This is a genomic window from Actinoplanes subtropicus, from assembly GCF_000721705.1.
In the GTDB taxonomy this organism is placed as follows: Bacteria; Actinomycetota; Actinomycetes; order Mycobacteriales; family Micromonosporaceae; genus Actinoplanes; species Actinoplanes subtropicus.
This window is the reverse complement of record NZ_JOJL01000005.1, coordinates 80,780-94,916: the sequence shown is the minus strand read 5'-3', so window position 1 is coordinate 94,916 and position 14,137 is coordinate 80,780. Positions and strand designations below refer to the sequence as shown.

The 14,137-nt window shown below is 73.1% G+C and carries 8 protein-coding genes; 7 read left to right on the top strand and 1 reads right to left on the bottom strand.

What is annotated here, in order from left to right:
• Positions 1-46: 46 nt before the first annotated feature.
• A complete protein-coding gene (locus tag IH26_RS0109025; RefSeq protein WP_030435675.1) occupies positions 47-1,033 on the top strand; it encodes a hypothetical protein in 987 nt (328 codons plus the stop codon).
• A gap of 657 nt (positions 1,034-1,690) precedes the next feature.
• The gene (locus tag IH26_RS59630) at positions 1,691-1,834 is read left to right on the top strand and encodes a hypothetical protein (protein WP_157437121.1); all 144 of its coding nucleotides are present in this window, start codon (positions 1,691-1,693) and stop codon (positions 1,832-1,834) included.
• A gap of 4 nt (positions 1,835-1,838) precedes the next feature.
• Here the strand turns inward: IH26_RS59630 and IH26_RS0109015 are convergent, their stop codons facing one another.
• Positions 1,839-6,302, bottom strand: a complete 4,464-nt coding sequence (locus tag IH26_RS0109015) for a diguanylate cyclase (RefSeq protein ID WP_030435674.1) — start codon at positions 6,300-6,302, stop codon at positions 1,839-1,841.
• Positions 6,303-6,458: 156 nt separating this feature from the next.
• Between IH26_RS0109015 and IH26_RS57030 the strand changes: the two genes are divergently transcribed.
• The 5 genes from IH26_RS57030 (at position 6,459) to IH26_RS0108990 (ending at position 14,128) form a co-directional block, all read left to right on the top strand.
• On the top strand, positions 6,459-8,444 hold the full coding sequence (locus IH26_RS57030) for a PAS domain S-box protein (protein ID WP_063763665.1): 1,986 nt from the start codon (positions 6,459-6,461) through the stop codon (positions 8,442-8,444).
• A complete protein-coding gene (locus IH26_RS0109005; protein WP_030435672.1) occupies positions 8,441-9,622 on the top strand; it encodes an HDOD domain-containing protein in 1,182 nt (393 codons plus the stop codon). Before IH26_RS57030 ends, IH26_RS0109005 begins: the two co-directional genes overlap by 4 nt.
• 18 nt (positions 9,623-9,640) lie before the next feature.
• Positions 9,641-10,030 (top strand): response regulator transcription factor, encoded by a 390-nt coding sequence (locus tag IH26_RS0109000; RefSeq protein ID WP_030435671.1) that lies wholly within the window; start codon positions 9,641-9,643, stop codon positions 10,028-10,030.
• A gap of 118 nt (positions 10,031-10,148) precedes the next feature.
• Positions 10,149-11,879 carry a S8 family serine peptidase gene (locus IH26_RS55670; protein ID WP_051807806.1) on the top strand — a complete coding sequence of 577 codons (1,731 nt, stop codon included), beginning with the start codon at positions 10,149-10,151 and terminating at the stop codon, positions 11,877-11,879.
• Positions 11,876-14,128, top strand: coding sequence for a sensor histidine kinase (locus tag IH26_RS0108990; RefSeq protein ID WP_030435669.1), 2,253 nt, complete (start codon positions 11,876-11,878; stop codon positions 14,126-14,128). The genes IH26_RS55670 and IH26_RS0108990 overlap by 4 nt, the downstream gene beginning before the upstream one ends.
• Positions 14,129-14,137 lie beyond the last annotated feature (9 nt).

Here is a 14,137-nt window from a genome sequence, read left to right as displayed (position 1 = left end):
GGCGCCGCGCCGACGTGCCGCCGACGCCCGTCGTTGGAGTGGCGTCGTGAGCCTGCGTGCTCGGGTCCTGCTCGCGGCCGGCCTCTCGCTGGCCCTGATCGCGGCCGCCGTCGTCTACATCCTCGTCGCGGGCCATCGCGCGGCCACCCCGGCGGTCGCGTCGGCGGCCGTCGACGCGAGCCCGGGGGAGCGGCTCCTCTTCCGCAGCACCGCCCCCGGCAGCTACGGGCGGGTCGCCACCGTGTCCCGCGGGGGCGGCGCGGGTCCGCGTACGGTATCCGCTCTGTCTTGCGATCGGGTCTACGCGGCCGGCGGCGCGGCGATCTGCCTGCGCCCCGACGGCCCGCTCGCCACCTACCAGCTGGCGGTGCTCGACACCCACCTCGGGGTCAAGGACACCTATCCGCTGGTCGGCGTGCCGAACCGGGCACGCGTGTCGCCGAGCGGCCACGTCCTGGCGTGGACCGTCTTCGTGACCGGCGACAGCTACAACGGCGGCAAGTTCTCCACCCGCGTCGGCATGCTGAACACCGCGACCGGCACGACGGTCGACACCCTGGAGACCTTCGCGGCCACCCTCGACGGCAAGCCCTACCGCTCGGTCGACCTCAACTTCTGGGGCGTCACGTTCGTCGACGACCAGCACTTCTACGCCACCATGTCCACCGCCGGGCGGCGCTACCTGATCTACGGCGACGTGGCCGCGCGGACGGTCCGCACCCTGGCCGGGAACGTCGAGTGCCCGTCGCTGTCCCCGTCCCAGCGGAAGATCGTCTTCAAGGAGGCCGTCGGCGGCGACCCGGCCAGGGGCTGGCGCCTGACCGTCCTGGACCTGGCCACGATGACCCGCACCCACCTGGCCGAGACCCGCAGCGTCGACGACCAGGCGGCCTGGTTCGACGACAACACCGTCATGTACGCCGTCCGACAGGCCCCGAAAAAGTCCGACGTCTGGTTCGTTCCGGCCGACGGCTCCGGACGGCCGTCGATCCTGATTCCGGACGCCGAGTCACCGGCGGCGTTGTGGAACTGAGACGCGTGGCGAGTTCGGCCTCCCACAACGCCAGATCAGCGAGGTGGTCAACAACAGGGTCGATCAGGGAAGATGACGTCACGAGCGCGACTCCGGCGATGAGCTTCAGGACTAGACACCCGAAAGATCATCAGGAGTCGCGCTCGTCCTGCAACTCACCTCTCGTCCGGTTCTCAACACGGACAGAACCACTCAAGCCGGAACAACGCCGGGGCCGTGCGGGTCCCGCAGCACCCCGCACCTGACGCCTGGCGCGGTCACTGCTTTCCTGGCATGCGATTGTTCCCTTCACCTTTCGGATCCAGGTAAGCCATCAGACCCAAGGACCTCCCTTCGAGTCCATCCCGGCTGCGCCGGGGATACAACAGGGCGCATCACGGCGCACCGGACACGCCTGATCACGCCTGACCTTCGGCAGCGCGTACCACCCGGTCAAGGAATCCGGCTTAGGCCGGTGGACCGCGGACCGATGGGACCTTTGGCCGAACGAAGGAGGTGGTCCCGTGCGAGGCCGGAAGGTGCTGCCGACGACCGTCGCGGCGATCGTATTGGCCGTCGCGGCCGGTTGCGGTGGATCCGGAGCCGCCACCACCGCGTCGGTACCGGACCGGAACGTGCTCCGGCTCGGCGCGCTGCTGCCGCTCAGCGGGGGCGTCGGTGCTCGCCGGCAAGACCGACGTCGTCTACTTCACCGGCTACTACGCCGAGGCGAACAAGCTGATCCGCGACCTCCGCGACGCCGGCTTCGCCGGCAACGTCTTCGTCAGCTCGGGCGCCGCGGACGAGCTCGTCCGGGCCTGAGCCGTCAGTCCGGGGCCTCGCCGGCCGTCCGGTTGCGGCCGCCACGCTTGGCCGCATAGAGGTGCTCGTCGGCCTGCCGGAGGAGATCCTCGACCGGGGCGTGCGGCGTGGGCGTCACGGCCGCGACTCCGATGCTGATGGTCACGATGCCGTTGGCCGAGGTCGCATGCGGTTCGGCGAGCGCCTCCACGGCGGTGCGGGCCCGTTCGGCGGCGATGACCGCGCCGGGGACGTCGGTCTCCGGCATGACCAGGCAGAACTCCTCGCCGCCGTAGCGCGTGACGTAGTCGGTGTTGCGCAGGTTCCCGGCCAGGGTGGTGGCGACCAGCCGCAGGCACCGATCGCCGGCCGGGTGGCCGTAGTGGTCGTTGTAGAGCTTGAACTGGTCGATGTCGATCATGGCGACCGCCAGTGGCGTCTTCGGCCGCATCCCCCGGCGCCACTCGGCCTCGAGGATCTCGCCGAGCCGGCGGCGGTTGGGCAGGCCGGTGAGCGCGTCGGTGACCGCGAGTTGTTCAAGGCGTTCGTTGGCCCGGGCGAGCTCCTCGGTCCGCTCGGCGACCTTGCCCTCCAGCGACGCGTAGAGCAGGGCGTTGTCGAGGGAGACGGCCAGCTGGCCGGCGACGAGCCGGACGGCGTCGAGCCGGTCGGTCGTGAACGCGCCGCGCGCGAGCCGATTCTCCAGCAGCAGCATGCCGCGCGGCGCGCCGTGCGCGAAGATCGGTACCACCATCAGCGCGCAGCAGGCCAGATCGGTCAGGTAGGGGTCACGCCGGAAGCGGTCGTCGTGTGCCGCGTCCTCGACCAGGAGCGGTTCGCGCGTACGTTCGGTGTAGCGGATCACCGAGATCGGCACCGCGGCCGCGTCGGCGGGATCCCACCGGTGGGTCTCGTCGCGCAGCAGAAGCCGTACGGCGGTGGCCCCGGTCATCGCGCCGAGCACGTCGCTGACCCGGGCGCGCAGCCGGTCGAGGTTGGTCTCCGAGCTGAGCGCCTGGGAGGCCTTCAGCACGCCGAGCAGATCGATGGCCGCACCGGAGATGGCGGCGCTGCGGCGGGTCTCGCCGGGTGCCGCGCCCGGCGGCTCGAGCCGGTCCGGGGAGAGGGCCGCCAGCCACGGATGCCGCTCGTCCAGCCGGCGGGTCTTCGCGACCGCGCCCCAGGCGGCGTAGGCGCTCCGCGCCTCGGCGAGCAGGGCACCGCCGGAGATCTCGAGGCCGTGGGCGTGGTGGAACAGGGCGGCCCGTTCGGCGATCAGGGCCCGCTGCAGCGGGCGCCGGTGGGCCCGCGCCGCGCGCAGCGCCTCGTCGAACGCCGTGGCGGCCCCCCACGGGTCGCCCACCGCCGCTGCGTGTTCGGCTTCGAGGAACCGCGCCACCTGCGTGAAGTTGGCCGGCGCGTCGGCCGCCCGGGCGGTGAACCAGGTCCGGCAGGCGTCGAGGCCGGCCAGCAGGCCGGCGCGTTCGTCCGGCGGCGCGCCGGGGATCCGCAGAGCCGACGACAGGCCCTGCAGCAGGCGGATGGTCGCCGACGCGTAGGCGCCCGGGAACATCGGCAGCAGAGCGGTCGCCGCCGTCACGTTCTCCGCCAGCTTCGGGATGTTCCCGGCGACCACCGCGGCGACCGCCCGGCTGACGTACAGCGCCGCGGGCCCGGGCGTGCCGGGCGCGAGCCCGGCCACGTGGGCCGTCTCGTCGAAGGTGGCGTCGGTGAGGCTGTCCGGCGCTTCGGTCTCGCCGCGCAGCGCCCGCACCAACTGCCGCAGGGGCGTCAGGAACTCGGCGACCTGCCGGTTGCCGGTGCGGTGGCAGAACGCCAGCCCGGACTCCACCTCGGTGAGCAGCGCGCCGAGGTTCGGCGCGCAGTCCAGCGCCCCGCCCGTGATCAAGGGGTAGGCGTAGCAGGCGATCTGCAGATCGCCGACGCGCAGCAGGTCCTCCCGCGCCCGGTGCGCCTCGCGGACCATGACCTCCAGCGGCTCGAACCAGGGCGCCGCGTTCAGCGTGTACGTGAGCCTGGCGTGGGCGACGCCCGACTCGTAGCCGTGCGCCTCGCTGACCGCGATCAGGTGCCGGCCGACGGCCTGTCCGGTGCGGTAGTCGTGCTCCCGCGCGATGGTCAGGAAACCGGCGTTGCCGAGGATGGCGACCAGCGGCTCGCACGGACCGTGCCCGGCCCACAGACGGTGTGCCTGGACCAGGAGCCAGGCCGGCAACGCCGGGCCGGCGTAACGCGCGGCCGGCATGAGCCGGTTCATCAGCACGCAGGCGGCTCGTACCCGCGGATCGGCGATCTCCGGCCGGCTCAGGTCCGCCTCCTTGCCGGTCCCCGCCCACGAGGTGAGCGCGGCCATGCCGCGGGTGATCTCGGCGGCCATCTCGTCCGGCGCCGGAGCCGGGAACCCGAGGCGGGCGAGCAGGTCGAGGCCCAGCGCCACCGCCTCGGCCTGCCGGTTGCGGCCGGTGAGGGCGGCGATCTGGACGCAGGCCGCGGCGACCCGGTCGAGCGGGTCGGGGCAGCGCCGCTCGATCGACCGGTAGACCTCGTCGGCGTCCTCGAGGCGGCCGAGGGCGAACAGCGCCGCGTGCAGTTCGGTGTCCACGGCCACCGGCAAGCGGGCGTCCAGGCCGCCGGGCTCCGTCCCGAGCAGCGCCACCGCGGCCCGCAACAGCCGCTCCGCCATCGCCGGTTGCAGGATCCGCAGTCCGCACGCCGTCTCGTGGAACAGCCCGGCCACCCGGTGGCGTTCGCCCGGTTCGCCGATCAGATCGACGGCGGGCAGGTACTGCACGGCCGCCGCCGCCCGCCGGCCGGCCATGACCAGGCGGCGGGCCAGCGTGAGCTGCAGCCCGGCGTTCGCCGGCGGCGCCAGGCGGGCGAAGGCGGCCTGCTGGACGCGGTCGTGGCGGAAGCGGACCGCGCCCGCACCGGCACCCTCCGTCACGAGCAGGCCGTCCTCGAGGGCCGGGAGCAGCCGCTCGGCCAGGACGTCGGCCGGAGCGCCCGAGGCCGCCGCGAGCAGGTCCGGTGTCACCTCGCCGCCGAGGCAGGCCATGATCTCCAGGACGCCGCGGGTGTCCGCCGGCAGCGCCTCGATCCGGGCGTTCAACAGTTCCACCACGTCGGTACTGCCGAGGCACCGGCGTACCGCCGCGGGATCCCAGCGCCACCCGTCCGGCCCCGGCGACAGGGTGCCTTCCCGGCGCAGCGCGTTGAGCAGTTCCAGGCTGTCGTACGGGTTCCCGCCGGTACGGGCGGCGACGGCCTCGGCCAGCGCGGCGGCGCGTTCCGGGGCCAGCCGGAGCAACTCGGCGAGCAGCATGCCGAGATCGGCCGGCGGAAGGTTGTGCAGCCGGACCCGCCGCAGCACGGAGCCGGACTCCGGCCAGCGCGCGAGCATCGCCGTCAACGGGTGGGCGACATCGACCTCGGCCTCCCGGTAGGCGCCCACCAGCAGCAGCCCGGTCCGCTCCGGTTCGTTGAGCACGGCGTCGACGAGCGCGATCGGGGCGGCCGCCGCCCATTGCAGGTCGTCCAGCACCAGCACCACCGGCCGGGCGGGGGTGGCGACCGCGTACAGGAAGTCCAGTCCCATCTGTACCAGCTGATCGCGATTGACCGGCCCGCCGGCCGCCGGCGACCCGGCATCGGAGTCCATCAGCAGGGCGAACTCGGGCAGCAGCGCGGCCATCACCTCCGTGTTGGACCCGAGCGCCTCGTGCAGGCGCTGCCGCAGCGCGGGCATGCCGCTCTCCGGTTCCGCCAGCAACAGCTGGCACAGCCGGATCAACGCCTGCCGTACGCCGTCGGACTCCAGATCCTCGCGGAACTGGTCGAACTTGCCCGACACGAACCAGCCACCCGCCGCGGCCACGACCGGCCGCAACTCGTCGACCAGGCTGCTCTTGCCCACCCCGGGAACGGTCTGCTCCGGGGCCAGGTAGGCGAGCGTGCCGGCGATCAGATCCGCGTGCAGGAACCCCGGCCGGTCCTCGGCGAAGGTCGTCGCGACGTCGAAGTCGATCAGCACCGGCCGGGGCGGCGTCCCGGCCAGCAGGATGTTGCCGGGATTGACGTCCTTGTGCACCACGTGACGCCCGTGTACCGCGGCGACGAGCTCGGCGAGATCCACCGCGAGCGCGAGCAACTCGGCCGGCGCCATCGGGCCGGCCGCCAGGACCGACGCGAGCGCGACGCCCCCCTCGTCCGCCAGCAGCAGGGCATCGCCGTCCGGGCGGCCACCGGCCACGGCGCTGTCGGCGCCGCCGGCCGGCCGCGGCACCCGCTCCAGCCCGTCCAGCCGCCGCAGCATCGCCCGTTCGTGACGCAGCCGCTGCTCGGCGTCGGGCCCGAGCATCTGCTTGCGGATCACCGTACCGCCGCCGGGCAGCGCCACCCGGGTCACCAGGGTGCGTTCGCTGTGGTAGAGCACCCGCGCGGCGCCATCGGGTACCAGGTGGCCGGACATCCACCTGATCAAAACATCGAACAGCTCCGGCGGCTCGTGACTTCGGCGGGTTTGACTCCCGCTCAGTTCCGCCGCGCCGTGACCGATCTAGCCATTGAGGTTCCGACAGCGGCGCCGCTCATCCGGGAGGCGGACGCTCGGCGAGAAAGGCCACGCATGTCCAGTCCCGCTCTTGTCGACGCCGTTTCCCGTACCGCCGGTCCGAACGGCAGTGATCTCGCCCCGATGATGGACGAGTTGCCGATCATGGTCGGCGCCGCATCGGTCGCGGGGACGGTCGATTACGTCAACGGCCGTGCGATCGAGTACGCCGGTCTGTCCCGGGACGCGTTCCCGGTCGGCCTGGAGAAGTGGCTGGAACTGGTGCACCCCGACGACCGGGACACGGCACGGCGGGCGTGGCGGGACGCGCTCGGCACCGCCGACCCGGTCCAGTTCGAGCTCCGGATCCGCCGGGCGGACGGCGTGTACCGGTGGTTCCGCTGCCGTGCCGTGCCGCGCGCCGAGGGCGACGACGGGACCGGCCGGTGGCTCGCCACCTTCGCGGACATCGACGACCAGAAGACCGCCCAGCACGACGCCGACGAGATGACGGCACTGCTCGACGCGGTCCAGGCGGGCGCCCCGATCGGCTGGGGGTTCGGCGACCTGGATTGCCGGTACGTCCGGGTGAACCAGCAGCTCGCCGCGATCAACAACCGGCCGCGGGAGGACCACCCCGGCCGCCTCATCGCGGACGTGATTCCCGACCGCTGGCCGCAGGTCGAGCCGGCCTATCGCCGGGTGCTGGAGACCGGGGAACCGGTCACCGAACACCCGGTGAACGCGCCGACCGGCGAGCGGTGGCTGGTCAGCTACTACCCCGTGCGGGTCGCCGGTGAGCTCACCGGGGTCGGCTTTGTGATCATGGACGTCACCGCGGCCCTGGCTGCCGAGGCGTTCCGGGCCGCCGTCATGGACCACATGGCGGAGGGCCTCTGCACCATGGACGAGCACGGCCTCGTGACCTCGGTCAACCTGGCGGCGACCCGTTTGCTGGGCTGGACCGAGAAAGAGGTGCTGGGCCGGTCACTGCACGAGGTGCTGCACGCCACGGCCGGAGCGAACGCGCATGCGGCGGCGGACTGCCCGCTGACCCGGATCCGGTCGGCCGGCGAGCAGGTCGACAACGCCGAGGACAGGTACGTGCACCGCGACGGCGCGGCGATCGACGTGGCCTACTCGGCCTCGCCGATGCGCGTCGGCGAGTCGGTGGCCGGGGTGGTCGTGGTGTTCCGCGACGTCACGGAGCAGAAGGACCGGCAGCGTCGCGAGCTCGAAGGCCGCCACGACCAGAAGCTGGAGGCGCTCGGCCGGCTCTCCGCCGGTCTGGCCCACGAGATCAACACCCCGATCCAGTTCGTGGGGGACAACACCCGGTTCCTCGCCGAGGCCTACCAGACGATGCTCGAGCTGCTCCTGGTCTACCGGGACATCCTCGGCCCCCAGGGCGGTCAGCTGCCCTGGGAAGAGCGCAAGAAGCGCGCCGAGGACGCCGAGGAGAAGGCCGACATCGAGTACCTCGCCGAGGAGGTGCCGGGCGCGGTCGAGCAGAGCCTGGAGGGTATCGACCGGGTCGCGTCGCTGGTCCGCGCCATGAAGGCGTTCAGCTACAAGGACACCAAGGAACATTCGTACGCCGACATCAACGAGGGCATCCGCACCACCGTCATCGTGGCCCGCAACGAGGTCAAGTACGTCGCCGACGTGGTGCTGGACCTCGACGAGCAACTGCCCGACGTGCTGTGCAACCTCGGCGACCTGAACCAGGTGTTCCTCAACCTGCTGGTGAACGCGGCGGACGCGATGCCGGAGGGCGGCGAGCGCGGCAAGATCACGGTCACCACCCGGGTCGAGGGCACGTCGGTCGTGATCAGCTTCGCCGACAACGGCACCGGCATCCCCGAGGACATCCGCAAGGCGATCTTCGACCCGTTCTTCACGACCAAGGAGGTCGGCAAGGGCACCGGCCAGGGCCTGGCGCTGGCGCTGGCGGTGTGCGAGAAGCACGGCGGCACCATCGAGGTGCAGTCCGAGCTCGGCGTCGGCACCGAGTTCATCCTCACCCTGCCGATAGCCGGCAAGCGGAGCAGTGCGGCATGACCAAACCGAAGGTGCTGTTCGTCGACGACGAACCACGCATCCTGGACGGCCTGCGCCGATCGTTGCGGGGCAAGCGCTCCGACTGGGAGATGTCGTTCGCCCCCGGCGGCGAGCCCGCTCTGGAGATGCTGGCCGGGACGAGCTACGACGTGGTCGTGTCGGACATGCGTATGCCCGGCATCGACGGCGCCGAGCTGCTCACCCGGGTGAGCACCCAGTATCCGCAGGTGGCCCGGGTGGTGCTCTCCGGGCACACCGAGCCGGAGGCCGCCATCCGGGTGGCCATCGCCGGGCACCGCTTCCTCACCAAGCCGACCGAGACCGAGACGCTGACCGGCGTCGTCGATCAGCTGATCGTGAAGACCTCCCGGGCACACGGCAACCAGGCGCGCCGGATCGCCGGCGCCGCACGGGCGCTGCCGACCCTGCCCGCCCAGGTGGCCGAGGTGGATGCCGCGCTGAGCGCCCAGGAGGACGCCGGCCGGCTGGCCCGGGCGGTCGCGCTGGACACCGCCCTGACCGCGAAGCTGCTGCAGCTGTCCAACTCGGCGTTCTTCGGCGCCCGCCCGAAGAACGCGGGCATCGCGGCCGTCGTGACGGCGATGGGCCTGCCGACCATCCAGGCCCTCGTGGCCGCGGCCGGCGAGGAGTGGGTCTCGACGACGTGGGAACCTGAGGTCGAGGCCTACCTGCGGATGTCCTGGCGGCATTCGGTGGCGACCGCGTGCCTGGCCGAGACCGTGGCCTCTCCCGCGCACCGGCCGTACGCGCACGCCGCCGCCCTGCTGCAGGATGTGGGCGCGCTGACCGCCCTGGCCGGAGTCGCCGGCGGCGTGCACAGCGTCGACCTGACCAAGCGGGAGTGCGCCGGGGTGCCGTTCCAGGAGGTCGGCGTCGAGCTGATGCACCTGTGGGGCCTGCCGGCCCCGGTCGTGACGGCGATCGCCGAGCGGGACACGCCGCACGAGCCGGCCGAGGCCGGCCTCGGCGTGTCGGGCGCGCTCCGCGTCGCGCACCTGCTCATCCAGGGCACCGACGCCCGTGAGCTACCGGACGAAGCCTCCGAGGAGGAGCTGAAGGCGCTGCTCGCGCACCCCCAGATGGCCGCTCGGTCGGCCGACTGGGCGGCCGAGGCGCGCCTGGCCTCCGAGCGCGCCAGCGAGTGGCTGGCGGCATGACGAACGGGAAGGAGATCCGTGGCCAAGATCCTGGTCGTCGATGACGACCCGGCCATCCGCCAGTTGCTGGCCGACGTGCTGGAGATGGACGGGCACGAGGTGCACCAGGCGGTGGACGGGAACGACGGGCTGCGCCTGCTCGACCTGACCCGCCCCGACTTCGTCGTCCTGGACGTGATGATGCCCGGCATCGACGGCTACGACGTGCTGCGCGCCATCCGCGCCCAGGAGGGTGACCCGCTCCCGGTCCTCATGCTGACCGCGGCCGCCGACCCCGCCTCCGCGACCCGCGGCTGGGTGGACGGGGTGGACTACTTCCTGGCGAAGCCGTTCGCCCCGGACGCGGTGCTCGACCTGGTGGAGAGCGCGTGCGGCCAGACCATCCCGACCATTACTGGCAGTGACTAGCCGGTTGCGGAACGGCAACCCGACCGCACCCGCGAACTTACTCAGTCCGGAGCCCCTTCGCCGATATACAACGCATCCCCCAGCGGTCCCCCCGAGAATCAACAGAGGTGATGGGAAGATGAACCTGCGCAGGAGCTTGCGCGGCAGCAGCCAGGCCGGTGGCACCGGCTGGCGGATGATGGTGGCCGGAGTCACCGCCGCCGTGGTCGCCGCCGGCGCTCTGCCGGACATGGCGACCGCCGCGCCGGCCGGTCCGCTCGGCGGCGGGCGCGAGGTCGTGGTCACCGGGAGCAGCGCCGCCGCGGCCGCGGACGCCGTACAGGCCGCCGGCGGGCGAGTGCTGGCCTCCCTTCCCGTCACCAACGGCGTCGCCGCGTGGCTGCCGGAGGCCGCCCGGCTGGGCCCCGAATGGATCGTCGCGCCGCAGCGGCCGGCCAAGGTGGCCGGGACGTCCGACGCGTCCGCCGCGCCGGCCTCCACCATCCGGCAGACGCTCGGGCTGCCCGCCAAGGGCAACGAGGGCGCGGGCGTCACGATCGCGGTCATCGACACCGGGGTCGCGGACGTGCCCGACCTCGCCGGCCGGATCACGGCCCACGTCGACCTCACCGGCACCGGCAACGGCGACGGATTCGGCCACGGCACCTTCATGGCCGGCCTGATCGCCGCGTCCGGTGCGGCGTCCGGCGGCGCTTACCGGGGCGTCGCGCCCGCCGCGAACATCGTCGACGTCAAGGTCGCCGACGCCGCCGGCCACACCGACCTGGTGACCATGCTGCGCGGCCTGCAGTGGGTCAGCGACCATGCCAAGGACATCCAGGTCATCAGCCTGTCGCTGTCGTCCGGCAGCCCGCTGCCGTACCAGGTGGACCCCCTCAACGAGGCGTTGCGCGGCCTCTGGCAGCGTGGGGTGACCGTGGTCGTGCCGACCGGCAACGACGGTCCGGGCGCCGGCACGGTGACCGCGCCGGGCAACGACCCGATGCTGCTCAGCGTCGGCGGCCTCGACGAGGGCGGTACCGCCGTGCACGGCGACGACGTGGTGGGCACCTGGTCCGGCCGCGGCCCGACCTCGCAGGGCATCGCGAAACCCGATCTCGTCGCGCCCGGCGGTCACGTGGTGAGCCTCCGCTCGCCGGGCAGCGCCGTCGACACGGGCTACCCCAGCGCCCGGGTCGGCACCGACTACTTCCGCGGATCGGGCACCTCGATGGCCACCGCGGTGACCGCCGGCATCGTGGCCGACACGCTCGCCGCGCAGCCCAAGCTGAGCCCGGACACCGTCAAGGACCTCTTCGTCGGCACCACCTACCAGGCGCCCGGGCTGAGCCAGGCGGCGGGCGGCGGGGCCGGCGGCCTCGACGCGAAGAGCGTCCTGGCCATGGCCGGCTCCTGGAAGACCAGCAAGGTCGCCAAGCAGAACGCGGCGGACGCCACCGCGGTGGGCGGGGACGCGAAGAAGTGGGCCGCGTTCGAGCAGTCGGTGCTGGCCGGCGACGCCCAGGCCGCCGAGAAGCAGTGGCAGCAGCTCAGCTCCGCCTCGAAGGACTGGGCGGCGCGCGCCTGGGCCTCGCTCGACCCGGCCGCCCGCGCCTGGGCGAACACCGACTGGGCCGCCCGAGCCTGGGCCGGCGCGAGCTCGGACTGGGCCGCGCGTGCCTGGGCGGCGCGGGCGTGGGCGGCCCGGGCCTGGGCGGACGCCGACTGGGCCGCTCGTGCCTGGGCGGACGCGGACTGGGCGGCCCGGGCCTGGGCGGCCCGCGCTTGGGCCGGCGACGACTGGGCGGCCCGCGCCTGGGCGGCCGACGACTGGGCGGCACGATCCTGGGCGTGGTTGCCCCAGTCATGAGTGTCGCGTCGCGTACCGACCGCCCGGGCCTCGTGGCCCGGGCGGCCGGTGCGTCGCGTGAAGCGGCGCGGGATCCGATCCTGCGCCGCGTCGTCGTCGTGGACCTGGTCGCCGCCGTGCTCATCGCGCTGACGGTGTGGCGGCCCGGCGCACCGGTGAGCGTGCTGGACGGGCCGCACCTGCCCGGCTACTGGCTCCTGCTGGCCCTGACCGCGGCCACCTGCCTGGCCGAGCTCGCCGTCGTACGGCTCCGGCACGGCAACGCCGACGAGGAGCTCACCCTGTACGAGGCGGCGCTCCTCATCGACGTGCTGCTCCTGCCCCCGCACCAGGCCCTCATCGCGGCGACGGTCGCGATGGTGGCCGCCAGCGTGGTGCAGCGCCGGCCGCCGGTGAAGGCGATGTTCAACGTCGGCGCGTACTCCGCCGCCGTGTGCGCCCTGATCGCTGTGGTGCACGTCGTCGGGGGCACCCCGGGCGAGATCGACTTCGGGGTCATCCTCGGCGTGCTGCTCGGCACGCTCGTCTTCGGCGCCATCAATCTGTTCCTGCTGGCCCAGATCCTCGGCGTGGTGACCGGCCGGCCCCCGGTCCGGATCATCGTCGCCGAGAGCCGCCTCTCCGCGTTCATGGCGATCGGGTCGGTCGCCACCGGGCTGACCATTGTCGAGATGCTGCGGCACGCCCCGCTGCTGCTGCCCTTCGCGGCGATGCCGACGCTGGCGCTCACGTACGCCTACCGCAGCGCGGCGCACGAGGCGGACCAGCGCGCCCGGGCCGCCATCATGCTCCAGCTCTCCCAGGTCCTCGCCGAGCGCTCCGACCTGGTGCCCCGCTTCCTCACGCTGGTGCGCGAGGCGTTCGGCGCGGACCTGGCCGTGGTGGTGATGGAAGGTGCCGACGTGGCGCTGACGGTGGACGTCGAGACACCGGCCGACGTGACCCCCGGACCGGTGCCGGCGTACCTGCGGACGCTCGCCAAGTTGCGGGAGCCTACCTTCGTGACCGAGGGCCTGCCCGCGGGGCTGGGTCTCGCCCTCGCCGTGCCGGTCCGCACCGGCGACGCGGTCCTCGGTGTCGCCTCCCTGGCGGTCTGGGGCCGTCCGCGCGGCCGGCTCTCGGGCGGCGACGGCGCGCTGTTCGCGCCGCTGGCCAGCGCCCTGGCCGCGGCCGTGCAGGGCGCACAGCACGTGGAACGGCTGGCCACCGAGACCAGCAAGCTGCAGGCGGTCGTGGACCAGTCGACCGAGGGCATCGTCGTGGTCGACGGCGCCGGCACGGTCCAGCTGCACAACCAGGCCTTCGCCGAGCTCACCGCGCTCGCCGCGCCGGACATCACCGGCCGTCGCCTGGTCGAGGTGCTCGACGTGCCCGACCGGGACCAGCGGACCCAGGTCCTGCCGGTCACCCCGGAACAGCCCAAGCTGCCGGTGGAGCTCGCCATCACCAGGCGGGACGGGGAGCAGCGGCACCTGCGCCTCGCGCACTCGGCCGTGTTCGACGGCGACGACCTGGTCCGGGACGTCGTCGTGATCACCGACCTGACCCGGGAGTACCGCGCTGAGCGGCTCAAGTCCGACTTCATCGCGACCGTGTCGCACGAGCTGCGCACCCCGCTGACGCCGATCATCGGCTACCTCGACCTGCTGCGTAACCGGGGCGACAAGATGCCGGCGGAGAAGCGGGCCGGCGCCCTCGACCTGATCGCCGACCGCGCCAAGCACATGTCCCGGCTGGTCGAGGACCTGCTGCTGGCGTCGCGGGTGGGCGACGGCGAGGCGGGGCCGGCGTTGCAGGTCACCATGGGCACCCACGACTTCGTCGCGATCGTCCGGCAGGTGACCGACGACCTCGCCTCGGCGCGGATCGTCACCGACCTGCCGGACGAGCCGATCCCGGTCGGCTGCGACCAGGGCCGCACCGTGCAGGTGGTGGCGAACCTGGTCGGCAACGCGCTGAAGTACTCGCCGGAGACCGAGCAGGTCCGGGTCGGGATCCGCCGCGCGGACGGCCGGGCGTACGTCGACGTCGCCGACGACGGGCCCGGCATCCCGGCCGACCATCTGGAGAAGGTCTTCGAGAAGTTCCACCGGATCGAGGACCCGATGACCATGCGGACCGGCGGCACCGGCCTGGGGCTGTTCATCGCCCGCCGCCTCGCGCAGGCGATGGGCGGGGACCTCACCCTCGACTCCAAGGTCGGCGTGGGCTCCGTCTTCACGTTCTCCCTGCCGCTCGCCGGCGGCTAAGCAGATCGC

Excerpts from the sequence above, each read along its gene's own strand:
- IH26_RS0109015 (WP_030435674.1), bottom strand. The coding sequence starts at position 6,302 with ATGTCCGGCCACCTGGTACCCGATGGCGCCGCGCGGGTGCTCTACCAC.
- IH26_RS57030 (WP_063763665.1), top strand. The coding sequence starts at position 6,459 with ATGTCCAGTCCCGCTCTTGTCGACGCCGTTTCCCGTACCGCCGGTCCG.
- IH26_RS0109005 (WP_030435672.1), top strand. The coding sequence starts at position 8,441 with ATGACCAAACCGAAGGTGCTGTTCGTCGACGACGAACCACGCATCCTG.
- IH26_RS55670 (WP_051807806.1), top strand. The coding sequence starts at position 10,149 with ATGAACCTGCGCAGGAGCTTGCGCGGCAGCAGCCAGGCCGGTGGCACC.
- IH26_RS0108990 (WP_030435669.1), top strand. The coding sequence starts at position 11,876 with ATGAGTGTCGCGTCGCGTACCGACCGCCCGGGCCTCGTGGCCCGGGCG.